The sequence below is a fragment of the Herbaspirillum sp. Her3 genome (assembly GCF_057961275.1).
Genome location: NZ_CM176328.1, coordinates 778727 through 805589, shown reverse-complemented (window position 1 = coordinate 805589; position 26863 = coordinate 778727). Strand labels below are relative to the sequence as shown.

Annotated in this window: 23 protein-coding genes and 1 riboswitch; of the genes, 11 read left to right on the top strand and 12 right to left on the bottom strand. The window is 64.1% G+C overall.

Annotated features, from left to right (window positions below):
• Positions 1-59: 59 nt before the first annotated feature.
• From minD to prmC, 7 genes are all read left to right on the top strand, one after another.
• On the top strand, positions 60-875 hold the full coding sequence (gene minD, locus ACVC5H_RS03705; protein WP_489621062.1) for a septum site-determining protein MinD: 816 nt from the start codon (positions 60-62) through the stop codon (positions 873-875).
• A gap of 1 nt (position 876) precedes the next feature.
• Positions 877-1146 (top strand): cell division topological specificity factor MinE, encoded by a 270-nt coding sequence (gene minE / locus ACVC5H_RS03700; protein ID WP_006465131.1) that lies wholly within the window; start codon positions 877-879, stop codon positions 1144-1146.
• A 120-nt stretch (positions 1147-1266) separates the two neighbouring features.
• Entirely contained in the window at positions 1267-2037 is a 771-nt protein-coding gene (locus ACVC5H_RS03695) for a winged helix-turn-helix domain-containing protein (protein WP_489621061.1), read from the top strand.
• Positions 2038-2266: 229 nt separating this feature from the next.
• Positions 2267-3559, top strand: a complete 1293-nt coding sequence (hemA, locus tag ACVC5H_RS03690; protein ID WP_489621060.1) for a glutamyl-tRNA reductase — start codon at positions 2267-2269, stop codon at positions 3557-3559.
• Positions 3560-3653: 94 nt separating this feature from the next.
• Positions 3654-4733, top strand: a complete 1080-nt coding sequence (prfA, locus tag ACVC5H_RS03685; protein WP_489621059.1) for a peptide chain release factor 1 — start codon at positions 3654-3656, stop codon at positions 4731-4733.
• A gap of 188 nt (positions 4734-4921) precedes the next feature.
• Positions 4922-5416 carry a disulfide bond formation protein B gene (locus ACVC5H_RS03680; protein WP_489621058.1) on the top strand — a complete coding sequence of 165 codons (495 nt, stop codon included), beginning with the start codon at positions 4922-4924 and terminating at the stop codon, positions 5414-5416.
• The gene (prmC, locus tag ACVC5H_RS03675) at positions 5416-6249 is read left to right on the top strand and encodes a peptide chain release factor N(5)-glutamine methyltransferase (RefSeq protein ID WP_489621057.1); all 834 of its coding nucleotides are present in this window, start codon (positions 5416-5418) and stop codon (positions 6247-6249) included. Before ACVC5H_RS03680 ends, prmC begins: the two co-directional genes overlap by 1 nt.
• A 34-nt stretch (positions 6250-6283) precedes the next feature.
• Here prmC and ACVC5H_RS03670 read toward each other — a convergent pair whose 3' ends face one another.
• The 7 genes from ACVC5H_RS03670 to ACVC5H_RS03640 all read right to left on the bottom strand — a co-directional run bounded on the left by ACVC5H_RS03670 (position 6284) and on the right by ACVC5H_RS03640 (position 17223).
• Complete coding sequence (locus tag ACVC5H_RS03670; RefSeq protein WP_489621056.1) at positions 6284-9883, bottom strand: indolepyruvate ferredoxin oxidoreductase family protein; 3600 nt, start codon at positions 9881-9883, stop codon at positions 6284-6286.
• Positions 9884-10484: 601 nt separating this feature from the next.
• Complete coding sequence (gene phhA, locus ACVC5H_RS03665) at positions 10485-11366, bottom strand: phenylalanine 4-monooxygenase (RefSeq protein ID WP_489621055.1); 882 nt, start codon at positions 11364-11366, stop codon at positions 10485-10487.
• Between the two features lie 80 nt (positions 11367-11446).
• Positions 11447-12184, bottom strand: a complete 738-nt coding sequence (locus ACVC5H_RS03660) for a GNAT family N-acetyltransferase (protein ID WP_489621054.1) — start codon at positions 12182-12184, stop codon at positions 11447-11449.
• Between the two features lie 13 nt (positions 12185-12197).
• The gene (locus ACVC5H_RS03655) at positions 12198-13433 is read right to left on the bottom strand and encodes a multifunctional CCA addition/repair protein (protein ID WP_489621053.1); all 1236 of its coding nucleotides are present in this window, start codon (positions 13431-13433) and stop codon (positions 12198-12200) included.
• Positions 13434-13443: 10 nt separating this feature from the next.
• Complete coding sequence (locus tag ACVC5H_RS03650; RefSeq protein WP_489621052.1) at positions 13444-14145, bottom strand: glutathione S-transferase family protein; 702 nt, start codon at positions 14143-14145, stop codon at positions 13444-13446.
• Positions 14146-14189: 44 nt separating this feature from the next.
• On the bottom strand, positions 14190-15158 hold the full coding sequence (locus ACVC5H_RS03645) for a complex I NDUFA9 subunit family protein (protein WP_489621051.1): 969 nt from the start codon (positions 15156-15158) through the stop codon (positions 14190-14192).
• Between the two features lie 64 nt (positions 15159-15222).
• Positions 15223-17223 carry a lytic transglycosylase domain-containing protein gene (locus ACVC5H_RS03640; RefSeq protein WP_489621050.1) on the bottom strand — a complete coding sequence of 667 codons (2001 nt, stop codon included), beginning with the start codon at positions 17221-17223 and terminating at the stop codon, positions 15223-15225.
• Between the two features lie 34 nt (positions 17224-17257).
• Here ACVC5H_RS03640 and ACVC5H_RS03635 point away from each other — a divergent pair, with 34 nt between their 5' ends.
• The gene (locus ACVC5H_RS03635; protein WP_489621049.1) at positions 17258-17854 is read left to right on the top strand and encodes a 5-formyltetrahydrofolate cyclo-ligase; all 597 of its coding nucleotides are present in this window, start codon (positions 17258-17260) and stop codon (positions 17852-17854) included.
• Positions 17855-17899: 45 nt separating this feature from the next.
• On the opposite strand, the gene metF is transcribed toward ACVC5H_RS03635, so the two are convergent.
• The 4 genes from metF to metK all read right to left on the bottom strand — a co-directional run bounded on the left by metF (position 17900) and on the right by metK (position 22145).
• Positions 17900-18742, bottom strand: coding sequence for a methylenetetrahydrofolate reductase [NAD(P)H] (gene metF, locus ACVC5H_RS03630; protein WP_489621048.1), 843 nt, complete (start codon positions 18740-18742; stop codon positions 17900-17902).
• Complete coding sequence (locus tag ACVC5H_RS03625; protein WP_489621047.1) at positions 18739-19092, bottom strand: phage holin family protein; 354 nt, start codon at positions 19090-19092, stop codon at positions 18739-18741. The genes metF and ACVC5H_RS03625 overlap by 4 nt, the downstream gene beginning before the upstream one ends.
• A gap of 142 nt (positions 19093-19234) precedes the next feature.
• A complete protein-coding gene (gene ahcY / locus ACVC5H_RS03620; protein WP_489621046.1) occupies positions 19235-20644 on the bottom strand; it encodes an adenosylhomocysteinase in 1410 nt (469 codons plus the stop codon).
• Between the two features lie 49 nt (positions 20645-20693).
• Positions 20694-20783: riboswitch (S-adenosyl-L-homocysteine riboswitch) on the bottom strand.
• Positions 20784-20981: 198 nt separating this feature from the next.
• Positions 20982-22145: a methionine adenosyltransferase gene (metK, locus tag ACVC5H_RS03615; protein WP_489621045.1), complete on the bottom strand. Its 1164-nt coding sequence runs from the start codon at positions 22143-22145 to the stop codon at positions 20982-20984.
• Between the two features lie 190 nt (positions 22146-22335).
• Here metK and ACVC5H_RS03610 point away from each other — a divergent pair, with 190 nt between their 5' ends.
• From ACVC5H_RS03610 to dapF, 3 genes are read left to right on the top strand one after another with little or no spacing between them, the layout of a single operon-like run.
• Positions 22336-23181 (top strand): lysophospholipid acyltransferase family protein, encoded by an 846-nt coding sequence (locus ACVC5H_RS03610; protein WP_489621044.1) that lies wholly within the window; start codon positions 22336-22338, stop codon positions 23179-23181.
• Positions 23178-24062: an LpxL/LpxP family acyltransferase gene (locus tag ACVC5H_RS03605; RefSeq protein ID WP_489621043.1), complete on the top strand. Its 885-nt coding sequence runs from the start codon at positions 23178-23180 to the stop codon at positions 24060-24062. Before ACVC5H_RS03610 ends, ACVC5H_RS03605 begins: the two co-directional genes overlap by 4 nt.
• A gap of 54 nt (positions 24063-24116) precedes the next feature.
• Positions 24117-24980, top strand: a complete 864-nt coding sequence (gene dapF / locus ACVC5H_RS03600; RefSeq protein ID WP_489621042.1) for a diaminopimelate epimerase — start codon at positions 24117-24119, stop codon at positions 24978-24980.
• 91 nt (positions 24981-25071) lie between these two features.
• On the opposite strand, the gene ACVC5H_RS03595 is transcribed toward dapF, so the two are convergent.
• On the bottom strand, positions 25072-26688 hold the full coding sequence (locus ACVC5H_RS03595) for a tetratricopeptide repeat protein (RefSeq protein WP_489621041.1): 1617 nt from the start codon (positions 26686-26688) through the stop codon (positions 25072-25074).
• Positions 26689-26863 lie beyond the last annotated feature (175 nt).

The following is a 26863-nucleotide window of genomic DNA, read 5'->3' as shown; positions in this document are numbered from 1 at the left end:
ATCATATAAACGAATCCAGCCGGAACTGCCGGCGTACTGTTCTTCTTAAGGAGTTTTTCGTGGCAAAAATCATCGTTGTGACTTCGGGTAAGGGCGGCGTCGGCAAAACGACGTCCAGCGCCAGTTTCGCATCGGGCCTGGCCATGCGCGGCCACAAGACGGCCGTGATCGACTTCGACGTCGGTCTGCGCAACCTGGACCTGATCATGGGCTGCGAACGCCGCGTGGTCTACGACCTGATCAACGTGATCAACAAGGAAGCCACGCTGAACCAGGCCCTGATCAAGGACAAGCACTGCGACAACCTGTTCATCCTGCCGGCCTCGCAGACCCGCGACAAGGACGCCCTGACCGAAGAAGGCGTGGAGCGGGTCTTGAACGACCTCTCCAAGATGGACTTCGAATACATCATCTGCGACTCCCCCGCCGGCATCGAACACGGTGCGGTGATGGCGCTGACCTTCGCCGACGAAGCCATCGTGGTCTCCAACCCCGAAGTGTCGTCGGTGCGCGATTCGGACCGCATCCTCGGCATCATCCAGGCCAAGTCGCGCCGTGCCTCCTCGGGCGGCGAGCCGGTCAAGGAACACCTGCTCATCACCCGCTATTCGCCCAAGCGCGTGGAAGACGGCGAGATGCTGTCCTATACCGACGTGCAGGAAATCCTGCGCATTCCCCTGATCGGCATCATCCCCGAATCGGAAACCGTGCTGCAGGCTTCCAACCAGGGCTCCCCGGCGATCCACATGAAGGATACTGACGTGGCGCAGGCCTACCAGGACGTGGTGTCGCGCTTCCTCGGCGAGACCGTCGAACTGCGTTTCACCACCTATGAAAAGCCGGGCCTCCTGCAGCGCATCTTCGGAGGTAAGTGACATGTCCCTGCTTTCTTTCCTGTTCCCCAGCAAGCCCAAAAGTGCGGTGGCGGCGAAGGAGCGGCTGCAGATCATCATCGCGCGCGAGCGTTCCAACGGCCGCCAGGGTCCGGACTTCCTGCCGGCCCTGCACAAGGAACTCATCGAGGTGATCTCCAAGTACACCAAGGTCAATGCCGACGACATCAAGATCTCGCTGGACCGCCAGGGCAACCTGGAAGTGCTGGACGTGAACGTGGTGCTGCCCGACAGCGACGTGCCGGCAGCCTGAGCACGGCCACCCGCCACAGACGAAGAAAGGGCAGCTGCGGCTGCCCTTTTTGCCAATACGGTGCACCATCGGAGGACACTGCGCGTTGATCTCCCTTTACATCTCTCCTGAACTGATGCGATGAAAATCGGGATCATTTCCAAAGACGCCGATACCGTGACCCTGGTCACGCAACTGGCCGACCGCCATGACTGCCAGGTCTACAGCGGCGTCGAAGGCTTTGCCGCCGCCTGCGCCGATCGCGCCAACCTGGTCGTGCTGGACCTGGACGAGCTGCAGCGCCATCAGCATGCGGTCACCATGCTGGTCCAGCAGCACCGTCCGCCAGCAGCAGCCAAGGCCCGGCCGGTGGTGTTGCTGCTCTGCACTCCGGCCCATCAGCACTGGCTGCGCAACCTGCGCATGGCGGGGGCGGACGATTTCCTGGTCAAGCCGGTCGAGCGCCAGGAACTGGCCCTGCGCCTGGACCTGCTGTTGCTGGCGGCGCAACCCTATGAAGCACCGCCCAGCGTGGTCGAAGCAGGTGGCTTCATGGTCGACCTGGCGCGCCTGCGCATCACCCATCCCGAGCGCCCCGGCATGGATGCCACCCTGACCCGCAAGGAAGTCGAACTGGCCCTGCTGTTCATGCAGCACCTGGGGCGTCCGCTGTCGCGCGCCTTCCTGCAGGAGCGCATCTGGGGCGCCGAGCCGGAAACCCCGACCCGCACCATCGATACCCACGTCTCGCGCATCCGGACCAAGCTGGGCCTGCACCCCGGCAATGGCTACCAGCTGGCCACCGTCTATGGCTATGGCTACCAGCTGGAGCGGCTGGAAGGGGTGGAAGGACTGGCAGCCCTGAAAAGGGCGGCCCGAAAAGACGAGCGGCCAGAAGACGGTGTTGCCTGAACGCACCGGCCATCTGCGCCAAGCATGATCCATATCAGGGACATCGACCGATTATCAGGACGCGCCCCGACCCCGGATTGGGCAAAGAGTATAATTATTCCCATAACCGGGGCCGAATCTGTCTGATTTTGTTCGAATCGCACTGCAACGTTCAATTTCCACTCAGTTTCGCTGCCATAGAAGTGAATTTCCAGCTCATCGGCACTGCTGCCTTATAGTCGATTCCTCCATGCATTTGCTCGCCGTCGGACTCAACCACACTACCGCGCCTGTCTCGCTGCGTGAGAAAGTGGCTTTCCCTGCTGACCAGATCGGTCAGGCAGTGGCGTCCGCGCGCGCATGGTTCGGCGGGCATGACAAAGTGGTGACCTCGGGCGAGGCCGCCATCCTCTCCACCTGCAACCGCACCGAGCTGTATGCCGCTGCCGCAGCGGGCCCGGATGGCGTGGAATTCGCCATCGACCGCACCGCGCAATTCCTGGCCGAGTATCACCAGATTCCCTACGCCGACCTGCGTCCCTACCTTTATTCGCTACCGCAGGACAATGCCGTGCGCCACGCCTTCCGGGTCGCCTCCGGGCTGGACTCGATGGTGCTGGGCGAGCCGCAGATCCTGGGCCAGATGAAGGATGCGGTACGCCAGGCCGATGCCGCCGGCGGCTTGGGCACCTACCTGCACCAGCTGTTCCAGCGCACCTTCGCGGTGGCCAAGGAAGTGCGCAGCACCACCGAGATCGGCGCCCACAGTGTCTCCATGGCGGCAGCGGCCGTGCGGCTGTCGCAGCGCATCTTCGATTCGATCTCCGGCCAGAACGTGCTCTTCATCGGCGCGGGCGAGATGATCGAGCTGTGCGCCACGCACTTTGCCGCCCAGAATCCCAAGACCCTGACGGTAGCCAACCGCACCATGGAGCGCGGCGAAACCCTGGCCCATCGCTTCAGCGGCCGCGCCATCCGGCTGGCCGACCTGCCGGCGCAACTGGCCAGCTTCGACATCGTGGTCTCCTGTACCGCCTCGCAACTGCCCATCATCGGCCTGGGCCTGGTGGAACGCGCGGTCAAGGCGCGCCGCCACAAACCCATCTTCATGGTCGACCTGGCCGTGCCGCGCGATATCGAGGCCGAGGTCGGGCGCCTGGATGACGTCTTCCTCTACACCGTGGACGATCTGGCCTCGGTGGTCCAGAGCGGCGTGGAAAACCGCCAGGCTGCGGTGGCCCAGGCCGAAGCCATCATCGAAACCCGGGTGCAATCCTTCATGCACTGGATCGACAGCCGCGCCATGGTGCCGCTGATCCAGGACCTGCAGGAAACCGGCGAGGCCCTGCGCCTGGCCGAACTGGAGCGCGCGCGCCGCATGCTGGCCAAGGGCGAGGATGTGGAAGCGGTGCTCGATGCCCTCTCCAAAGGCTTGACCGCCAAGTTCCTGCACGGCCCGCAACAGGCCCTGCATCACGCCCAGGGCGAACAGCGCAGCCAGTTGGCCTCGCTGCTGCCGCAACTGTTCCGCGCCAAGCGTTAGCGTTTTCCTCTCCTGCCGGCCTGCCCTGGCCGGCCCTGCGCGCCGCTCCCCGCGAGCTGCCGACGTCTCTCTTTTTTACCGGATTCGACCACCCATGAAACCCTCGATGCTCGCCAAACTGGACCAGCTCGCCGAACGGCTGGAAGAGCTCAACAGCCTGCTGGCCCAGGAAGATGCCACCGCCAGCATGGACAATTTCCGCAAGATGACCCGCGAACATGCCGAACTGGGCCCGCTGGTGGCGCTGTACCACGACTATGTGCAGGCAAGTGAAGATATCCGCACCGCCGGCGAGCTGCTGTCCGACCCGGATATGAAGGCTTTCGCGCAGGAAGAAATCAATGCCGCCAAGGCGCGCATGGAGGCGCTGGAGCTGGATCTGCAGAAGATGCTGCTGCCCAAGGATCCCAATGATGAACGAAACATCTTCCTGGAAATCCGTGCCGGAACGGGAGGTGACGAATCTGCCCTGTTTGCCGGCGACCTGCTGCGCATGTACACCCGCTATGCCGAACGCCAGCGCTGGCAGGTGGAAATCGTCTCGGCCTCCGAATCCGAGCTGGGCGGTTACAAGGAAGTGATTGCCCGCATCGCCGGCTTCGGGGCCTATTCGCGCCTGAAGTTCGAATCCGGCGGCCACCGCGTGCAGCGCGTGCCGGCCACCGAGACCCAGGGCCGCATCCACACCTCCGCCTGCACGGTGGCGGTGATGCCCGAGGCCGATGAAGTCGAGGACGTGGACATCAACCCGGCCGACCTGCGCATCGATACCTACCGTGCCTCCGGCGCCGGCGGGCAGCACATCAACAAGACCGATTCGGCGGTGCGCATCACCCACCTGCCCACCGGCATCGTGGTCGAATGCCAGGACGACCGCAGCCAGCACAAGAACAAGGCGCAGGCCATGAAAGTGCTGGCAGCCCGGATCAAAGACGTGCAATTGCGCGAGCAGCAATCCAAAGAGGCCGCCACCCGCAAGTCGCTGATCGGTTCGGGCGACCGCAGCGAGCGCATCCGCACCTACAACTTCCCGCAGGGGCGCATGACCGACCACCGCATCAACCTGACGCTCTACAAGCTGGATTTCATCATGGATGGCGACCTGGACGAACTGACCAATGCCCTCATCACCGAGCACCAGGCCGAGCTGCTGGCGCAACTAGGGGACGATTGAGCCTCGGGGAACCACGCCATGGCGGCGGGTTCAGAGACGCTTTACGGTAATTTGCCTGTGCGGCCAGCATGCACACAGGCAAGGACTTCTCTACAATCGCGGGATGGTGGAAAATCCGCATGTCCATTCGTGTCGGCCTGCTCCGAGCCCCTCCGCCCCCCCATTAATGAATCACTGAATCCTCAACCATGAAATCATCCAAAGCGGTTTTCCTGCTGGTGGCGCTGGTCTGCGCTGCCCTGCTGGGCGTTGCCATGTACCTGCAGATCGTCGAAGAAATGCAGCCCTGCCCGCTGTGCATCATCCAGCGCTACATGTTCATGCTGGTCGGCGTCTTCGCCCTGATCGGCGCGGTGATGCCCGAAGCGGCCCGCCGCGGCAGCGCGGGCCTGGGCCTGCTGGCCGCGCTGGGCGGCGCCGGCACGGCGATCTGGCACTTGTACGTGAAGGCGCATCCGGGCGTGTCCTGCACCACCGATCCGCTGGAAACGGCACTGAACCAGCTGCCCACGGTCAAGCTGTGGCCGCAGATGTTCACGGCCGATGGTTTCTGCTCGGCCCCCTGGCCGCCAGTGTTCGGCCTGCAGATTCCCACCTGGTCGCTGATCTGGTTTGGCGTGCTGGCCCTGGTGCTGGCCGTGCAACTGTTCAAGCGCGCCCCGCGCACCACCATCTGGAAGTGATGGAGCCGCTCTCCAGCTATGCCGGCTGCACGCTGGCCACCGTGCAGAAGACGGCGCCGCTGGACCCGCTGGAGAACCGCATCCTGCTCTGCCACGCGCTGCGCATCACGCGCGTGCAGCTGATCACCCAATCCGAACGCCGTCTCAGCGCCGAGGAATCGGCGCTGCTCACCGGCCTCTACGCCCGCCGCCTGCGCGGCGAACCGATTGCCTACATCATCGGCCAGCGTGAATTCTATGGACTGGACTTGCGCGTCACGCCGGACGTGCTGATCCCCCGCCCCGATACCGAGCTGCTGGTGGAACTGGCGATGGAAAGATTGCCGCAGGGTGGCGCGCTGCTGGACATGGGCACCGGTTCCGGCGCCATTGCCATCGCCATCGCCCATACCCGCCCCGATGCGCAGGTGACGGCGTTGGACGCCAGTGCTGCCGCCCTGGCCATCGCACGCGAAAATGCGGTGACCAATCAGGTGCGCGTGAGATTTCTGGAAAGCGACTGGTACGGCGCCCTGCTCCAGGATCAGCGCTTTGCCGTGATCGCGTCCAACCCGCCCTACATCGTCGCGGGTGACGTCCACCTGTCCCAGGGCGACCTGCGCTTCGAACCGGTCGATGCCCTGACCGATCACGCCGATGGCTTGACTGACCTGCGCAGCATCATCGATGGCGCACCCGCTCACCTGATGCCGGGCGGCTGGCTGCTGATGGAACATGGCTACGACCAGGCCGCCGCCGTGCGGGCGCTGCTGGCCGGCACCGGTTTCAAGGATATCCGTAGCTGGCGCGATCTGGCGGGCATCGAGCGGGTCAGCGGCGGCCACCTGGCCTGAACCGCTGACCGTCACTGCGCCTTTCGGCATAGCTTCAGGCCGCCTGCTTGCCGCCTCCTTGCGGTGATTGCGGCCGGCCTGTCACCTCCCCTTGTTCGAGTTGCGCCAGCAAGGCTGCCTGCTTCTGCATGGCTGCCTTCAGATGGCGTTCCTTGACGTGGCCATAGCCGCGAATCTCTTCGGGGATGCGGGCCAGGGCGACCACCTGCTCCAGGTTCTCCGGCGTGAGCCGCTCCAGCAGGCGCGAAATCATCTCGCGGTACTCAGTAATGAGCGCACGCTCCTGCTTGCGCTCTTCGGTGTAGCCAAAGGGATCGAAGGCCGTGCCGCGCAGGAAGCGCAATCTGGCCAATACCCCGAAGGCCGGCATCATCCAGCTGCCAAAGGCCTGCTTGCGCAGATGGCCCTTGTCATCGCGCCTGGCCAGGAGCGGGGGAGCCAGGTGGAAGCGCAGCTTGTAATCCCCTTCGAACATGCCGGCGATCTTGGCGCGGAAGGCTGGTTCGGTATAGAGACGCGCGACTTCGTACTCATCCTTGTAGGCCATCAGCTTGAACAGCGAGCTCGCCACGGCGCGGCTCAGTTTCAGGCCGCGTCCGGCCTCGCCCAGCGCACTCTCGCGCTCGCGCACCTGCTCCACGGCATCGCGATAGCGGCGTGCATAGGCGGCGTTCTGGTAGGCCGTCAGGAAGGTCTCGCGCCGTTGCACCAGTTCTTCCAGGGTCGGCGTGCGCTTGAACTCGATCACTTGTGCCGTCATGCCATTGCGGCCGGCTGCCGCCAGCACGAAATCGATGTCGTGCGCCGCCACCCGGCCCCAGGCGAAGGCCTGCTTGTTGAAGTCCACCTGCAAGGCATTGAGCTCGATGGCGCGCAGCAGTGCCGCTTCCGACAGCGGCACCCAGCCCTGTTGCCAGGCATAGCCCAGCATGAACATGTTGGTCGCTATCGCATCGCCCATCAATGCCGTGGCGATGCGGCCGGCATCGACCAGCGCCAGGTTGTCGCGGCCGCAGGCCCTGGCGATCTCGCCTTCGCTGGAAGCCGTCGGGAACTGCCAGTCCGGATTGCGCACGAAGGCGGCCGTCGGCAGCTGGGTCGAATTGACGGCCGCATGCGTGCGTCCCTCGCCCATGCGGGAGAGCGCATCGCGCCCGGCGGTGACGATGACGTCACAGCCGATCACCAGGTCCGCCATGCCAGTGCCCACGCGGGTGGAGTGGATGTGCTCCGCCTCTTCGGCCACGCGCACGTGCGACATCACCGGACCGCCCTTTTGCGCCAGGCCGCTCATGTCCAGCACCGAGCAGGCGCGGCCTTCGACGTGTGCGGCCATGGCGATGATCTGGCCGATGGTGATGACGCCCGTGCCGCCCACGCCAGTGACCAGGATGCCGTAAGGCTGTACCAGTCCGGGCAGCACCGGTTCCGGCAGCGTCGGCATGGCGGGACCGGATTGCGTCTTGGCCCGCGCGGGCTTCTTCAGCTGGCCGCCCTCCACCGTCACGAAGCTGGGGCAGAAGCCGTTCACGCAGGAGTAATCCTTGTTACAGGAGGATTGATTGATCTGGCGCTTGCGGCCGAACTCGGTTTCCAGCGGCTCCACCGAGAGGCAATTGGACTGCACGCTGCAATCGCCGCAGCCCTCACACACCGCCTCGTTGATGACGGCGCGCTTGGCCGGATCGGGATAGGCATTGCGTTTGCGGCGGCGGCGCTTTTCGGAAGCGCAGGTCTGGTCATAGATCATGGCCGACACGCCCGGCTGTTCACGCAGTTCGCGCTGGACGGCATCGAGTTCGCTGCGATGACGGATGGTCACGCCCTCGGCCCACTGGGTGCCTGCAGGATATTTGTCGGGCTCGTCGGTGACCACGATGATGGGCCGTACGTTTTCCGCTGCGAGCTGGCGCGAGATCATGGCCGGATCGAGCGGGCCATCGAACTCCTGCCCGCCGGTCATCGCAACGGCATCGTTATAGAGGATCTTGTAGGTGATGTTGACCTTGGCGGCCACCGAAGCGCGCACCGCCAGCAGGCCGGAATGGAAGTAGGTGCCATCGCCCAGGTTGGCGAAGACATGCTTTTCACTCGTGAACGGCGCCTGCCCGACCCAGGTCACGCCCTCGCCGCCCATGTGGGTGAAGAGCTGGGTCTCGCGGTCCATCCAGGTGACCATGTAGTGGCAACCGATACCGGCCAGGCCACGGCTGCCCTCGGGCAGTTTGGTGGAGGTATTGTGCGGGCAGCCGGAACAGAAATGCGGCACGCGGTCCTTGTCGGGATCGGGCTTGCTGCTGATGTTGAGGGCGGCTTCCTTGGCTTCGAGATAGGCCACGCGGGTACGTACGCGCTGCTCCACCAGATGGCCGGCGAAGTAGCGCGAGATGCGCGTGGCAATCGCGCGTGCGATCTGCGCCGGATTGAGTTCATAAGTGGCCGGCAGCAACCAGTTGCCATGGCCTTCGCGCTGCGAACCGCTCCATTCGCCGGTGTCATCGAATTTGCCGACCACACGGGGACGAACATCGTCGCGCCAGTTGTAGAGTTCTTCCTTTAACTGGTATTCAAGAATCTGGCGCTTCTCTTCGACCACCAGAATCTCATCGAGACCCTGCGCGAATTCACGCACGCCCTCGGCTTCCAGCGGCCAGGTCATGCCGACCTTGTAGAGGCGGATACCAATGTCGGCCGCGACCTGTTCATCGATGCCCAGGTCTTCCAGCGCCTGGCGCGTATCGAGATAGGATTTGCCGGCGGTGATGATGCCGATGCGCGCACGCGGGCTGTCCCAGATGATGCGGTTCAACTTGTTCACGCGTGCATAGGCCAGCGCGGCATACCACTTGTAGTTGATCATCCGCGCTTCCTGGCCCAGCACGGTGTCGGGCACGCGGATGTTGAGGCCATCGGGCGGCAGGGCGAAATCTTCGGGTAGCTGGATCTTCACGCGCTCCGGATCGATCATCACCGACATGCCCGATTCCACCAGGTCGGTCACGCATTTCATCGCCACCCACAAGCCGGTGTAACGACTCATGGCCCAGCCATGCAAGCCGTAGTCGAGATACTCCTGCACCGAAGACGGATAGAGCACCGGAATGCCGCAGGCCTTGAGGATGTGTTCGCTCTGATGGGCGGCGGTGGAAGACTTGGCGGCGTGGTCATCGCCGGCAATCACCAACACGCCACCGTGCTTTGAAGTCCCCGCCATGTTGGCATGCTTGAAGACATCGCCGCAGCGATCCACACCCGGCCCCTTGCCATACCACAGCGAGAACACGCCATCGTATTGCGCGCCGTTGAAGAGATTGACCTGCTGCGTGCCCCACACGCTGGTGGCGGCCAGGTCTTCGTTCATGCCGGGATGGAACCTGATCTGTTTCGCTTCCAGATATTTGCGGGCCTTCTCGGCGGTCTGGTCGACCGAACCCAAAGGAGAACCGCGATAGCCGCTGATGAAGCCGGCGGTATTGAGTCCGGCACGTTCATCGTATTGCCGCTGCAGCATCGGCAGGCGGATCAGCGCCTGGATGCCGGTCATGAAGACGCGGCCGCGCTCTAGTGCAAACTTGTCGTCCAGGGAAACATCGTCCAGCAGCAGGCGCTGCCCGGCGGGTAGGGGTGCGTTCATGTGGTCTCCGTGCCAAAAATCTTGTTTTTGCCTTGCACATGGTCCCGGCAGTCACGCTCGACACAGTGTCGCTGCATCGCTACGCCGATCTGTCGGGAATCGGGAACACCTCGGTCTTGTGAACCGGGTGTCTTCAAGTTGTGGTCTCAAGTTAGCACAAGGGTGACCGGCCTGCTACGCGCGCCGCAGCAGGGTTTCCGGGCTTTTTTGACATAGGAGAAACAGTTTCCGCAAGTCCTGCGGCATTCACGCCTGTGCGAAGAAGAAAATGCCGGAAAGAGAAAAAGAACAACATTTCCGGCTGAAAAAAAAGGTCGCAGAAACGTTCATCTGTTACAAGCAAGACGTGAATGTAACAGCCCGTAAAAGACATTGGAGGAGCCCGGCGGCTGGCGTTTAATAGACCTCACTTGAACAGCGATTGATTGGTATCCGTTACTGTGCAAGGTTCCTCCCCTCTAGTGTTGAAAGCACCACTAGCTCGCGGATCCGGCCTCCCCCTGCCGGATCCGTTTTTTTTTGCCGCTTTCCCTGATGCGATCTGGCCGAAAAAAAACCGGACCTGAGTCCGGTTTTCACAAAGGCCTGCGCATAGCGGTCTTCAGCGATTGGGCGGCAGATTGGTTTCCCCTGCCAGCAGCGTATTGGCCGGCAAGGCATCCTGCTGCTTGAGAGTTTCATAGAGTGGCGTGAAATCCGGCGCGGTATCGTTGAAGAGCTGCTCGAAGTCGCGGATCACGAAGTAGGTTTCCTGATAGGTGTCGATCTTGTAGAGCGTGCGCATGATGCGTTCCACCTGGAAGGGTACGCGGCGCGGCTGGGCGCTGGAGAGGCAATACTCGACCTCGCCGCCCGAGGACAGGATGCCGGCGCCATAGATGCGCAGACCCTGGTCACTCTGGATCAGGCCGAACTCGATGGTGTACCAGTACAAGCGCGCCAGGTAGGCCAGGCCATCGAGCTTGAGCGCCTTCAGGCCGCCCTTGCCGTATTCCTGCAGGTGATTGGCGAAGACCGGATTGAACAGCAGCGGCACGTGGCCGAAGAAATCATGGAACAGGTCGGGCTCGACGATGTAATCGAACTCATGCTCTTCACGCAGCCACACCGTGACCGGGAAGCGGCGGTTGGCCAGGTGCTCGAAGAAGGTCTGGTCCGGCACCAGGCCCGGCACTGCCACCAGCTGCCAGCCGGTGGCCTTGTAGAGCGCCTCGGTGGTGCGGTCGAAGCGCGGGATGCCTTGCGAGACGTCGAGCGCCTTGAGGCTGTCGATAAAGACGTCACAGGCGCGGCCCGGGATCAGGCGGGCCTGGCGCTCGTAGAGGCGACGCCACAGCGCATGCTGGGCCGGCGTGTAGCCATCCCAGTTCTGGGCCACGACATAGTGGGCGTCGGCCTGGCTGTAGTCGCCGCGCAAGGCTCCGCTATCGGACTTGGTGGCGACGGTGGCGAAGAAATCATCGGTGTTGGGATTGGTGCTCATGGCATACCCGTTATCAAAGTGAGGCGCATATTATGCGCCCCGCAGCCGGGATGGTCATGTGCGCTTGCGCAAGAAGCGCATCAGGCCGCCGGTGGTGGCGGGCCGTCGCCCTTCTTTTTGGCACCGATGCCGGTCACGCGTGCACCCCATTTCAGCAGGGCCCTGAAGTTGGCCTTGACGATGTAGTCCAGCATGGCGACCTGCTCTTCCAGTGCTTCCTGAAACACGGTGGCCGAATTGGCCGGCTTGATCTTGAGATAGGCATCGGCCTCGCCATAGTCGCGGTGGATTTCCATGCCGGCCTTCTTGGCGATGTGCATCATCACCTTGTTCGACGAGAGGCAGTGCATGTACAGCGTATCGACGTCGGCATTGCGACAGTGCACCGCAGCCCGCATGAACAGGCGCGTTCCCACGCCCAGCCCGCGCGCGGCCGCCGTCACCGACACACCGAACTCGGCCACCACCGGCTTGATGGTGGCGCCGCTGATGCGCGTGCTTTCCTTGGGCGCAAACGCCAGGTGACCCACGCCCAAGAGGCGCAGGCGACGGTCATAGACGCCGAAGACGGTATCGCGTTCGAAGTTGATGCCTTCCACGTAGCGCGTGACCATCTCATCGGAGAGCTTGGAGCCAAAGCGCAGCAGCCGGTCCTTCTCTTCCAGCGCGAGGAAGTGGCGCAGCAGATGGCGGCGCGCGCGCGGCGAGAGTTCCTTGACGAAGACGTGCGGCTTCTCCTGTTTGCCCTCCTGCGCTGGCTGCGGCGCGGGCTGCTGGCCGCGCAGGCGCTGCAACAGTCGTGACAGAGGATGGCTCATCAGGCGGTCTCCCTCATGGCTGCTGCGGCGGACGATGCTGCTCGACATAGGCGGCCACCTGCGCGGTGCGCGCCGCCAGGATGGCCTCGGGAATGCGTTGCGGCTGTGTCTGCTGCTGCGCGATGGCGCCGGCATCGATGGCTTGCGCGGCCTGCAGCGCGCCTTCGAGATAGGCCGCCTGCGGGAAGGGCTGTTGCTCCAGTCCGGTACGGCCGCGGTGATCGCATTCCGAGGCGCGCAGCATGTCGATGAAGCGCTGCGGCTTGCGGAAGGCATCGCAGCGCGCGAAAAACTTGACCAGGGTATCGGGACGCATCTCGAAGACGCGCCCCACGTTGCCATGTTCGCGTGCCGTCATCAGGGCCAGGTCACGGCATTCGCCGGGCACTTTCAGGCGCGCACAGACCTGCTCGGCCAGACGCTCGCTGCGCGCTTCATGGCCATGATGGCGCGGCCACATCTCGGGCGGCGTGCTACCCTTGCCGAGGTCGTGCAAGAGCGCGGCAAAACGGATAGGCAGGGCAAAGCCCTGCGCCGCTGCCCAATCCACCACCAGCATCACGTGCACGCCGGTATCGATCTCGGGATGCCATTTCTCCGGCTGCGGCACGCCCCACAGCGCATCAAGCTCGGGCAGGATACGCTGCAAGGCGCCACAGGCGCGCAAGACCTCGAACATGCGCGAAGGCTTGTGCTCCATCAGTCCGCGCGCCAGTTCCTGCCAGACGCGTTCGGGTACCAGGGCATCGACCTCGCCCTCTTCCACCATGCGCTGCATGAGCGCATTGGTCTCAGGCGCCACCGTGAAATCGGCGAAGCGCGCAGCAAAGCGCGCCACGCGCAGGATGCGTACCGGGTCCTCGACAAAGGCCTGCGACACATGGCGGAACACGCGCGCCTCAAGATCGGCACGACCGTGATAGGGATCGGCCAGCGTGCCATCTTCATCCTGGGCGATCGCATTGATGGTCAGGTCGCGGCGTGCGAGATCCTCTTCCAGCGTCACATCGGGTGCGGCGTGGAAGGCGAAGCCCTTGTAGCCGGGCGCGGTCTTGCGCTCGGTGCGGGCCAGGGCATATTCCTCGTGGGTCTCGGGATGGAGGAACACTGGAAAATCCTTGCCCACCGGGCGGAAACCCAGTGCCAGCAACTGCTCCGGCGTAGCACCGACGACCACGTGGTCGCGGTCCTTCACCGGCAGGCCCAGCAAGCCGTCGCGCACTGCGCCGCCGACGGTGTAGGTCTTCATCGGCCTGGCCTCACTTGTGGTCCGGCAGGATTTCCTTCTCGGCCAGCGCCTCGGCGATCCAGCGTGCCACCGCCGGATGCTCGCGCACGCGGTCGGCATAGGCTTGCAGGGCTGGCGCCAGTGGCACCTGGTAGCTGATGAAGCGCATCACCACCGGGGCATAGAAGGCATCGGCAATGGAGAAGTCGCCGAAGAGGAAATCATGATGACCGAATTGCGACAGGCATTCTTCCCAGATCTCGCACACGCGCGCGATGTCGGCCTGCGCTTCGGGCGTGCGGCCCTTGCCCGGATAGCGGCCGCGGATGTCCATGCTCATGGCGCTGCGCAGGCCGGTGAAACCGGAATGCATCTCGGCACAAATGCTGCGGGCGATGGCGCGCGCATCGGTGCGTGCCGGCCACAGGTGGCGGTCGGGGAATTGCTCGGCCAGGTATTCGCAGATGGACAGCGAATCCCAGATCGCGATGTCGCCATCGAGCAGCACCGGCACGCGGCCCGAACCGGTGTAGCGGGCAATCTCGTTGGCGGTTTCGGGCTGGTCCAGCAGCACGCGCACTTCCTTGAAAGGAATGTCGAAGGCCACGGCGGTGACCCACGGGCGCATCGACCAGGACGAATAATTCTTGTTGGCGATCACCAGGGTGGGCATGTGGCGTCCGGCTTTTTGCAGCGTTTCGGACAAGACTGGATCCAGTTCTGTATCTTGCATGGGAGCTCGTTTCTCGAAGATCAAGGACGCAGCGGCTGAACCATTCAGCGCCGCGCGGTGCTGCGGAAAAAGTCAAATTGCTGTTGCGGACTGCGCGGCCGCAGATACCCCGGAACCACGTCTTCCAGGGCACGCGGCGTGAGGTGCAACTCCGGTGCGATGGGGCCGAGCAGCACGTTGTCCACCTGCATGGACGCCACGTTGTCGCGACTCATCAGCTTGCCCGGCAGGTGTTCCAGCACGAAGGCCTGCAGCCAACCCAGCGCATCGGGCAAACCGATGACGGGACGCGGATGGCCGCTGTACCAGCCCGACAGGCGCACCAGCTCGCGCAGCGTGTACTGCCGGGGGCCGCCCAGCTCGAACACCTTGCCGCCCAGGTGCGGCAACGCCAGCGCGTTGACGAAGGCCTGTGCCACGTCGCCTACATACACCGGCTGGAAGCGCGCATCGGGACTGCCCAGCGGAATGACCGGGAACATCCGGTTCAGGCCCGCGAACATGTTGATGAAATTGTCGCCCTCGCCAAACACCACCGAAGGACGGAAGATCGCCACGTCCAGCGCTGGCGCAGCCAGGGCTTCCTTCTCGCCGGCCGCCTTGGAGCGCAGGTACATCGACGGTGCCTCTGCATCGGCGCACAGCGCACTCATGTGCAGGTAGCGCGGTACGCCCTGCTGCACGCAGGCCGCCACGATGCGGCGCGGCAACAGCACGTGCTGGCGTTCGAAATCCGGACCATAGGGCGCCCCGCCGCGCGCCGGGCGCGATTGCAGGATGCCGACCAGGTTGATGACCACATCGGCCTCGGCCACCAGGCGCGCCAGCACGGCATCGTCATGGATATCGGCCTGGACCACGCTGACCACGGGCGAGACCAGCAGGTGCTTGGCACGTTCATAGCGGCGCGTGGGCACCATGATGCGATAGCCGGTGGTACTGCCCAGCAGTTCGATGAGGCGCGTGCCGATGAAGCCGGAACCGCCGATGACGAGGATCTTCTTGACTGTCATTTGTCTCTCTCCGATTTCCAGGGACGCCTGGCCGCCGCGTGGGCTGGCGGCCAGGGCGATGGCATCAGGGCAGGTCGGTGGCGACGTTGGCGTTGGGTGCCACCGTGCCCATGCGTTGCTTCAGGGATTGCGGGCGGTTCTCGAACATGGCCGCATAGTAAGTCGCATTGGACATCACGTTCTTGACATAGCCCCGGGTTTCATTGAAAGGAATGATCTCGGCGAAGATGGCCCCTTCCACCGGACGCGGCAAGCTCGCGCGCCAGGTGCGCGGGCGGCCGGGGCCGGCGTTGTAGCCGGCGGTGGCCAGGGTCTCCGAGCCGTCCAGGTTGTTCAACACCATGTCGAGGTAGCTGGTGCCCAGCAGCAGGTTGGTGTTGATGTCGTTGACCTGATCGGCGGTGAATTCGGTCATGCCGATCTTCCTGGCGACGAACTTGGCGGTGGCCGGCATGAGCTGCATCAGGCCGGAAGCACCCACGTGCGAGCGCGCCGACTTGATGAAGCGCGACTCTTGGCGGATCAGGCCATAGACCCAGGCGTTCTCCATGCCCAGCGGACGCGTGGCTGCATTCATCTCGGGCAGGTGCGGCGCCGGGAAGCGCTGGGTGAAATCGAACTCGCTCCTGGTGCGGTCGGAGGTGTTGACCATGCGGTCCAGCACGTCGTTCTGGCGCGCGTATTCGGCGGCGGCCAGCAGCTGGCGGTCGGTCATGTTGCGCAGTTCCCAGTTCCATTCGCGAATGGCTTCGAAGCGCAGGTTCAGCTGGTAGAACTTGAGCGAGCGCTTGAATCCGGCGTTCTGGGAATACAGCGCCACTTCACCGGCACCAGGCGGCGTGGGGCCGGGCGGGATGGTGATCTGCTGGCCCAGTTCTTCCAGCGCCAGCTGGCCGTAGAAGCTGAAATTGGGTGCGATGGATTCGAACAGGCGGCGGGCAGCCTCGGTCTGCCCCTCGGCCTTCAAGGCGCGGCCGAGCCAGTAGACCCAGGTGATGTCGCTGCGCAGCGGTGCTGGCATGGCTTCGATGGTCTTGCGTACGGTCTTCCAGTCACCGTCGCGCAGGGCCATGCGCACCTTCCACTGCATCGCATCCTGGGTCAGCGGCGCATCCTTGGCCTTGCGCCAGTAATCGGAGGCTTCGGGAGCCAGCTTGTAGGAGGCGGCCAGGGCGATCTGCGCCCAGCCCAGCGCGACTTCCTGAGATGTCAGGTTGCGCCCGGCGTCGTTCAGATAGGTGGCGGCCTGGGCCGGATTGTTCCTGGCGATGCGGCCCAGTGCGATGATGTAGAGCTGGTGGTTGGCAGCGCCCCGGCCCGGCCCCTTGGCCAGCATCAGCGCCGGACGGTCCATCACCTGGGTGACGCTGACGTCGCCGCTGTCGACCAGCACGGCCGCGCGGCGCGCCACGGTGGCATTGCCGTTCTCGGCGGCCTGGCGGATCTGGAACCAGACGTCGGCGTCGGTAAACTGGCCATTCTGCGCCAGGGTGGCGATCAGGTCGCTGCAACCCTGGCCGTAGTCCTTGGGATTGCTCAGCAAGGTGCGCGCCTCGTCGGCCACGTTGGCGCCCTTGAGCGCGCGCGAGTTCAGGGCGAAGCACTTGACCTGGGTATCGTCATTGAGCACGAACTTGGGATACTGCTCATCGAAAACGGTCCAGTTGCCGGTCTTGCCCAGCGCCAGCAGCCAGTCGTTGCGCAGGCGGTCGACGATGGCCTGGCCATCCCAGCGCGCCAGGAAATCACGGATCTCCTGCTCGCTGGCGCTGTAATCGCGCACGCGCGGCTTCAAGCGGTAGTAATCGACGTAGGATGCCAGCTCGTAGCCCGACAGGCGCGAGGCCAGGTCTTGCGCCAGGGCGGCATTGTCGCTGGCGGCGGCCTGGCGCAGGGCCAGGAAGATGTCGTCAGGGCTGGCGTCCGGCGCCAGGCGCTTCTGGGCGTGGGCGGCGGGCGCAGCGGTGAGCATGACGCCGCTCGCCAGGGCCAGGGGGAGCGCCAGCGAGGCGGCCAGCGCGCGCAGGCGCTGGTTGAACGGATGATTCTTCGGACGCATACTCATGCAAGCTTTTTCATGCAGATTGTTGGAACAAATAATGAACCCAAGCATAGCACGCGACACGCCCCCTCCACCGACGCAAGAGGAGGCGGCCGCCCTTCACAAACAACGGCTGCGCGCCGAACTGCTGGCGCGCCGCAAGGCACTGACCGAGGAGGACAAGGCCGCCGCCGATGCGCGCATCGGGCAGCGCGTGCTGCACTGGTGCGCCGCACAGGCGATCCACAGCCTGGCGGTCTATCAGCCGATCCGGCGTGAACCGGATCTGTCTGCGGCCTATAACGCACTGGCCGCGCGCGGCGTGCACCTGTGCCTGCCGGTGGTGGTGGACAAGCAGGCGGCGCTGGAATTTCGCGCCTGGCAGCCTGGCGATGCGCTGGAAAAAGACGCACTGGGCACCCTGGTGCCGCCGGCCGGCACGGCCGTGGTGCGGCCACAGGCTCTGCTGATCCCCTGCCTGGGCGCGAATGCCGCAGGCTTCCGGCTGGGCTATGGGGGCGGGTTCTATGACCGCACGCTGGCGGCCACCCCGCGACCGCTGGCCGTGGGGGTCTGCCATGGATTCGGACGGGTCGAGTTCGAGGCGCAACCCCACGACATCGCGCTGGATAGCGTCATTTTCGACGATATATGAAGAAAAAAGCCGGACCACAGTCCGGCTTGGCGGGGCAGGCGCAGCCTACTTCACCAGTTGCTGCCAGATGGCCTCGGTCGGGCCCGCCTGGTTCAGTGAATAAAAATGCAAACCTGGGGCACCGCCTGCCAGCAAGCGCTGGCACAGCTGGATGACCACTTCCTGGCCGAAGGCGCGGATCGATTCAGTGTCGTCGCCATAGCTGGCCAGCTTCAGGCGAATCCAGCGCGGGATCTCGGTGCCGCACATGTCCGAGAAGCGCATCAGCTGCGTGTAGTTGGTGATGGGCATGATGCCGGCGATGACCGGCACGCTCGCGCCCAGTTTGGCGGCCTCGTCGACGAAGCGGAAATAGGCGTCGGCGTTGTAGAAATACTGGGTGATGGCCGAATTGGCACCGGCCTTGACCTTGCGCGCGAAGTTCTGCACGTCGTCCTGGGGCGAACGGGCTTGCGGGTGCATCTCAGGATAAGCGGCCACTTCGATATGGAACCAGTCGCCAGTCTCGGCGCGGACGAACTCGACCAGTTCGTTGGCATGGCGGAATTCGCTGGACGCCTGGTCCATGGCGCCATAGCCGCTGGGCAGGTCGCCGCGCAGGGCGACCAGGCGCTTGATGCCATTGGCGCGATAGTCTTCCAGGATGGCCCGCAGGCTGGCGCGCGAGCTGCCGATGCAGGACAGGTGCGGCGCGGCTTCATGGCCTTCGCCGATGATTTCCAGCACGGTGTCGCGCGTGCCTTGTTGCGTGGAACCGCCCGCACCGAAGGTCACCGAGAAATACTTCGGTGCCAGCGCGGCCAGCCGGGCGCGGGTGGCGCGCAGCTTTTGCGTGCCTTCGGCGGTCTTGGGCGGGAAAAATTCGATACTGAAATTATGTGTACTCATTGATTCGAACCCGATTTCAGCAACAGTGTCGACAATGCCCAGGACACGATGCTGTACAGCAGTGCGCCACCGACCGCAGCCCAGAAGCCGGCCACGTGGAAGCCGCCGACCAGTTGTGCCACGACCCAGAACATCAAGCCATTGATGACCAGGATGAACAGGCCCAGGGTGAGCATGGTCACCGGCAGGGTCAGCACGACCAGCACCGGACGCACGATGGTATTGACGAACCCCAGGATCAGCGCGGCCAGCAGGGCCGAGCCGAAGCTGTCGACCTGCACCGAGTGCATCAGGTAGGGAACGGCCAGCAAGGCCAGTGCATTGATGAGCCAGGTCAGCAGCAGGCGCACGGAAAATCCTTTCAACCCCGTCGGGGAATGATGATGTCACCCGTGAAGCTTGCATCACCAGCGAGGGCGATGCAAGGTCCGCGGGCGGGAGACGATGCTGACGCTGCCGGGCCGGCCCGCGAGGGGCCAGCCCAGGCAGGGATCAGTAGCGGTAGTGCTCGGGCTTGTAAGGGCCTTCGATCTTCACGCCGATGTAGGCGGCCTGTTCCGGCGTCAGTTCGCTCAGCTGGGCGTTGAGCTTCTTCAACTGCAGGCGGGCGACCTTTTCATCCAGGTGCTTGGGCAACGTGTAGACGCCGACCGGGTAGTCCTTGGTGTTGACGAACAGTTCGATCTGCGCAATGGTCTGGTTGGCGAAGGACGAGCTCATCACGTAGGACGGGTGGCCGGTGGCGCAGCCCAGGTTCACCAGGCGGCCTTCGGCCAGCAGGATGATGCGCTTGCCGTCGGGGAAGATCACGTGGTCGACCTGCGGCTTGATGTTTTCCCAGGTGTACTGCTTCAGGGCGGCGACTTCGATTTCATTGTCGAAGTGGCCGATGTTGCAGACGATGGCCTGGTCCTTCATCTTCTTCATGTGCTCGTGGGTGATCACATGGTAGTTGCCGGTGCAGGTGACGAAGATGTCGCCGTGTTCGGCGGCATAGTCCATGGTCACCACGCGATAGCCTTCCATGGCGGCCTGCAGGGCACAGATCGGGTCGATCTCGGTGACCCACACTTGCGCCGACAGCGCGCGCAGGGCCTGGGCCGAGCCCTTGCCGACGTCACCGTAGCCGGCCACGATGGCGACCTTGCCGGCGATCATCACGTCGGTAGCGCGCTTGATGCCGTCCACCAGCGATTCGCGGCAGCCGTACAGGTTGTCGAACTTGGACTTGGTGACCGAGTCATTGACGTTGATGGCCGGGAAGGCCAGCTTGCCTTCCTTGTGCATCTGGTACAGGCGGTGCACGCCGGTGGTGGTCTCTTCGGTCACGCCCTTGATCTCCTTCAGACGCTTGGAGTACCAGTTGGCATCCTTGGCCAGGTAGCGCTTGATGGCGTTGAAGAGGCAGACCGCTTCTTCCGAGTCAGGCTTGGCCAGCACCGAGATGTCGGTTTCGGCGCGGGCGCCCAGGTGCAGCAGCAGGGTGGCGTCGCCGCCGTCGTCCAGGATCATGTTGGAATAGCCACCGTCGGTCCATTCGAAGATGCGGTGGGTGTATTCCCAGTATTCATCCAGGGTTTCGCCCTTGATGGCGAAGACCGGGGTGCCGTTGGCGGCGATGGCGGCAGCAGCGTGGTCCTGGGTCGAGTAGATGTTGCAGGAGGCCCAGCGCACTTGCGCGCCCAGTGCTTCCAGGGTCTGGATCAGCACGGCGGTCTGGATGGTCATGTGCAGCGAACCGGTGATGCGGGCGCCCTTGAGGGGCTGGGATGCGGCGAATTCGTCGCGGATCGCCATCAGGCCCGGCATTTCGGTTTCGGCGATCTTGATTTCCTTGTGGCCCCAGTCGGCCAGCTTGATGTCGGCGACGATGTAGTCTTGCTGATTGGTTTGAGTAGTCATGGCAATGGCGCTGTTCACGCCCTCCTTTCATGAAAAAGCCAGAAAAAAAGTAACGTGAGCGCGGTTGCCAGGCGACTTGCGCCTGTTCACCGCGTCAAGCCTGGCAGGGGATGTCCCTGTCGCAACGCTCCTTGCAGCGGTGAGGCATTGTGAGATTTGACTTTCCAGACGCAATGCCGACATCGGAAAAATGGCGCGAATCTTCATCCGCGGGGAACAGCATTGTAGCGCGGGGCCGCCGTTAGTCAATCCTTGGAACAGGCGGGTGAATTAATCTTCACCCGCCCGTTTTCCGGCTTCATTCGCGCTTCACCCGGCCCGCGCCGGGTGGGCTTGCTTACAGACCAGCCGAAGCGCGCAGGGCAGCCACCTTGTCGGTGCGCTCCCAGGTGAATTCCGGCTCTTCGCGGCCGAAGTGGCCGTAGGCGGCAGTCTTGGCGTAGATCGGACGCAGCAGGTCCAGCATCTGGACGATGCCCTTGGGGCGCAGGTCGAAGTGTTCCTGCACCAGTTGCGCCAGCTTTTCATCGCTGATCTTGCCGGTGCCAAAGGTGGTCACCATCACCGAGGTCGGCTTGGCGATACCGATGGCGTAGGACACCTGGATCTGGCAGCGCTCGGCCAGGCCGGCGGCGACGATGTTCTTGGCCACGTAGCGGCCGGCGTAGGCAGCCGAACGGTCGACCTTGGACGGATCCTTGCCGGAGAAGGCGCCACCACCATGGGGCGCAGCACCGCCGTAGGTATCGACGATGATCTTGCGGCCGGTCAGGCCGCAGTCGCCTTGCGGGCCGCCAATGACGAAGCGGCCGGTCGGGTTGATCAGGTAGCGGGTGTTCTTGAGCCATTCAGCCGGCAGCACCGGCTTGATGATTTCCTCGATGGCGGCTTCGTGGATGTCCTTCTGCTCGATGTCGGGCGAATGCTGGGTCGACAGCACCACGGTATCGATGGCGACCGGCTTGCCATCCACGTACTTCAGCGTGACCTGGGACTTGGCATCCGGACGCAGCCAGGGCAGGCGGCCATCCTTGCGCAGTTGCGACTGGCGCTCGACGATGCGGTGCGCGTAGTAGATCGCGGCCGGCATCAGTTCCGGGGTTTCGTTGCAGGCGTAGCCGAACATCAGGCCCTGGTCGCCGGCACCTTGCTCCAGGTCAACGCCACGGCCTTCATCCACGCCCTGGGCGATGTCGGGGGATTGCTTGTCGTAGGCCACCAGCACGGCGCAGCTCTTGTGGTCGATGCCGAAGTCGGCATTGTCGTAGCCGATGCGCTTGAGGGTTTCGCGGGCCACTTCGATGTAGTCGATGTTGGCGCGGGTGGTAATTTCACCGGCCAGCACCACCAGACCGGTGTTGCACAGGGTTTCGGCGGCGACACGGGAGTAGGGGTCCTGGGTGAAGATGGCGTCCAGGATGGCATCCGATATCTGGTCGGCAACCTTGTCGGGATGGCCTTCGGAGACGGATTCGGACGTAAAGAGATATTCGTTGGACATGCAAGCCTCGAACTGAAAACGATTTAGCAAATGTCGCGGCCCATCGTTAGTCGTGCCTGCGACGCTTTAGCGATATTTGTACCCCGTCTCGCAAGTTGTCATTAACTCGACGGCTTGTGCTATTTTACGCCTCTTGCATTTTTCTGCAATTTGACGGCGGATAGAGTCCGCTTTTTTGTTATCGGCAAGTATGCTCGTTTCTTTATTCCGCCTGCTCTCCTTCCTGCCGTTGCCGGCCTTGCATGCCATCGGGGTGGGCGTCGGCTGGCTGGTGTTCCTGCTGTCGCCCTCCTATCGCCGCCGCCTGGCCGGCAACATCACGCTGGCCGGCCATCGCGGCAGCCTGCTGAAGGCCGTGGGCGAAGCCGGCAAGGGCATGTTCGAGCTGCCCTTCATCTGGTGCGCGAGCCCGCAGCGGGTCTTGCGCACGGCCCGCATCGTCAACTGGGAGCTGGTCCAGCAGGCACTGGATGCCAAGGCCGGCATCGTCTTCCTGACCCCGCACCTGGGCTGTTTCGAGATCTCGGCGCAGTCGGTGGCGCGCACCCACAGCCTGAGCGTGCTGTACCGTCCGCCCCGCAAGGCCGCACTCAAACCCCTGATCGAAGGCGCCCGTGCCCGCGCCAACCTGCACCTGGCCCCGGCCAACCTGGCAGGGGTGCGCATCCTGCTCAAGGCGCTCAAGAATGGCCAGGCCATTGGCCTGTTGCCCGACCAGGTGCCGCAGAACGGCGAAGGCGTGTGGGCCGACTTCTTCGGCAAGCCAGCCTATACCATGACCCTGCCGGCCAAGCTGCACCAGATGAGCCGTGCGCCCATCATCCTGGCCTATGCCGAGCGTCTCTCCTGGGGGCGGGGTTATGCGATCCATTTCGTGCCCTTCGAGGGTGAGCTGGGCGACACGCCCGAGCAGCAGGCCCGCGCCATCAATGCCGCGATGGAAAAACTGATCGCCCGCTGCCCCTCGCAATATATCTGGAGCTACAACCGCTACAAGACGCCGCCCGGCGTGACCCCGCCGGGAGCAGCGCAATGAGGGCTCTGATCGGGCTGATGTGGCTGCTGCACTGGCTGCCGCTGCCCATCCTGGGGCGGCTGGGCGAAGCGCTGGGCTGGCTGCTCTATATTTATATGCGGCCGCGCCGCCGCATCACGCTGATCAACCTGCGACTGTGCTTTCCCGAGAAGACGGAACAGGAACGCCGCCTGATCGCCCGCCGCCACTTCCAGGCCTATGCCCGCAGCGCCCTGGAACGCGGCATCCTGTGGTGGGCGCCGGAGTCGCGCCTGAAGCGCCTGATCCAGGTCGAGCCCGGCATTCCCTTCGAGACGCTCGACAAGGGCCCGACCATCCTGCTGTGCCCGCATTTCGTCTGCCTGGAAATCCCCGGCATCGCACTGGTGCTCAATTCGGACTATTCGGTCTGCACCATCTATTCCCGCCAGCAGAATGAAGTGGTGGACCAGGCCCTGCTCAAGGGCCGCTCGCGCTTCCGTCCCGTGACGCTGCTGGCGCGCGAGAAGGGCGTCAAGCCCATCATCCGCGCCATGCGCGAAGGCCTGCCCTTCATCATGCTGCCCGACATGGATTTCGGCACCCGCGATGCCGAGTTCGTGCCCTTCTTCGGCGTGCCCGCCGCCACGCTCACGGCGACCGCCCGCATTGCGGCGGCCACCGGGGCCTCGGTGGTGCCGGTGATCACCACCTTCCTGCCCGGCTATCGCGGCTGGAAGACTACCTTCTATCCGGCCTGGGAGGATTACCCTGGCGACGACATCGTGGCCGCCACCCGCCGCATGAATGCCTTCATCGAAGACCGCGTGCTGGAAGCCCCGGCCGAATATTTCTGGGCGCACAAGCGTTTCAAGAACCGCCCGCCGGGTGAACCGGACCTCTACCGCAAGGGCCAGGACTGAGGCCCACACCCCTGCTGCCCTTTGAAAAGGGCAGCGCGTACTTATAATGATGTGATGAAAATCAAATTTACCAAGATGCATGGCGCCGGCAACGATTTCGTCGTGCTCGACGCCGTGAACCAGGCCATTTCCCTCACGCCCGCCCAATGGCAGTTCATTGCTGATCGCCGCTTCGGCATCGGGGCCGACCAGATGCTGGTGGTGGAGAAGGCGCAAGGCGCCGGTGTGGATTTCCGTTATCGCATCTACAACGCTGATGGCGGGGAGGTCGAGCAATGCGGCAATGGTGCGCGGGCCTTCGTACGCTTCGTCACCGAAAAGGGCCTCACCGACAAGCGCGCCATCCGCGTGGAAACCATGTCCGGCGTGATCGAACCGCGCCTGGAAGAGGATGGCCAGATCACCGTGGACATGGGCGCACCCATCCTGACGCCGGCCGACGTCCCCTTCGACAGCCGCAACCTGCAGCACCGCACTGAAGCTGAAGACACGCTCTGGCCGCTGGACGTGGCTGGCAAGACCACCTGGATCTCGGTGGTGTCGATGGGCAACCCGCATGCGGTACAGGTGGTGGAAGACAGCGAAGCCGCCCCGGTGCTGGTGGATGGCCCGCTGATCGAGCATCATGGACGCTTCCCCAAGCGCGTCAATGCCGGCTTCATGCAGGTGGTGGACCGCCACCACATCAATCTGCGCGTCTATGAGCGTGGCGCAGGCGAAACCCTGGCCTGCGGCACCGGTGCCTGTGCGGCGGTGGTGGCAGGCATCCGCCGTGGCCTGCTGGATTCGCCGGTGGCGGTCCAGACCCATGGCGGCGTGCTCAACATCGCCTGGGCCGGGCCGGGTGAACCGGTGATGATGACCGGACCGGCGGTCACCGTATTTGAAGGCGAAATCGAATTGCCTGATTCGCTCTGATCGCAACGGACACGTAAACAAAACAAAAAGCGGCTTGCCGGGTCACCGGCAAGCCGCTTTTTCATGGGTAACCGCCCGGCAAGGCTCCGGCTCAGGCAGCCAGGTCCTGCGCTTCGGCCTGCTCCTCTTCCTGCGACTGCGGCAAGACCGTCTTTAGGCGATACAAGCGCTGCCGGTAGTTGCCTTCCGGCCCGCTGGGGCCGCAATCCATATCCTCGAAGAGCCGCCCGATGCGGTTGAGCGCGCCGCGCTGCTCGCCGGTTTCCACCATGATCAGCCGCCGCTTGCTGCGGGCGTACTGGCTGCGAATGTCCACCACCAGGCAATGCCCGCAATCGGCCTGCTTCAGATCGATCAGCAGCGCTTCGGGCCGTGTGAGGCCAAACAGCATGGCCAGCTCGATGCGGGCGGCCAGGAAGGGATGGGCATTGACCTGCTCGCGGCTCATCTGGGCGCGCGCCTGCAAGGCCCACCCGGCGGCCTGGGGACGGTCGGCCACCTTGTCCAGCAAGGCCTGCGCCTGGGCCGCGCCCTGGGTCGCAGCCTTTTGCAGCCAGTACAGGGCACGGACATCGTTGGCGGCATCATCGCGCCGGTTGCGCCAGGCGCCAACGCCGCATTCCAGCTGGGCTTCCACGTGGCCCATTTCGGCAGCGCGCTCCAGATAATGCTGCACGTCGGCAAGGTTACGCTGTGAAAACTCCGGCTTCAGATAGATGCGCGAAAGCACGTACCAGGCCGCCGCCATGCCCTGCTCCCCGGCCAGGGTCAGCCAGCGGATGGCCTTCTTGTAATTGGCCGAGCCCTGCCCGGCGAAACGCCGCTCCCCGGATTCGTCGACCCGTCCATACAGCAGGCCCAGCGCCAGCTGCGCATCGCGGTCGCAGGCCAGGGCCGCCAGTTCCAGCAATTGCTGGGCCTGCAGGAGATCGGGGCGCTTGTCGGCCAGATGCACCTGGGCCAGGCGGCACAGCAACTGGATGTTCTGCGCCCCCAACGCAGAGGCCAGGGCTTCGGAGGGCGCATTGAGCTGCGCCACCAGTTGCTCATGCTGGCGCAGCATGGCATCGGCCAGGGGCTGGGCGCGCTGGCGGAAAGTGGCCAGGTCGGACTGCTGCCAGGCACTGTCGGCCAGCGCATGCTGGGCCTGCTCGATGCCGGCATCGGCGGCCTTTTGCGTCCACTGCTGCAATTGCTCGGGCGGAACCACCGGCGCTGCCGCCACCGGCGGTGCGTCGGCGGTCTCGGACGGTCCGGCTACCGGCGCCAGCATGCGCTCGCCCTGGCGCGCCAGCAGCCATTGCGCATCCGGATCGCCCTCGCGCGCCACTGCCTCCAGCGCACGCAGGGCGCGGCTCTTCTGCTCGGCACTGGCCGCCGCCACGCCGGCCGGATGCTCCAGCACCAGGCGTGCCAGCGTGAGACCGGCGCGCGTGATGCCGTCTTCGAAGGCGCGCTCATACCACTGCGCAGCTTCATGCGGCTGGGCCAGCGGTGTGACCACCTCATAGGGAATATGCTGGGCAATGAGCATCCAGGCATCGGCCAGTCCCTGGCGCGCCGCCCGCTCCAGCCAGTGGAACGCGGTGCCCGGACTTTGCGGCAAACCATTGCCGCCGAACAGGTAACGCTTGCCCAAGCTCAGTTGTGCCTGCGCCTGTCCGGCACGTGCTGCCCGGATGATTGCTAGATCCTCGCGATTGGCCATCCAGCCTCCACATCAGGTCAGAAAGCCAAAATTATGCCCCACAATCGACATTTTTTTAAAAATCCCTCGAAAACTATCGAAATGCATCGTTTTAACAACAATCGTATTGACGAGACGAGGCGGATCAAGTTTCGGTCTGGCATGCCGTTAATGAGTGACAGGCTGCAAGCCAAAA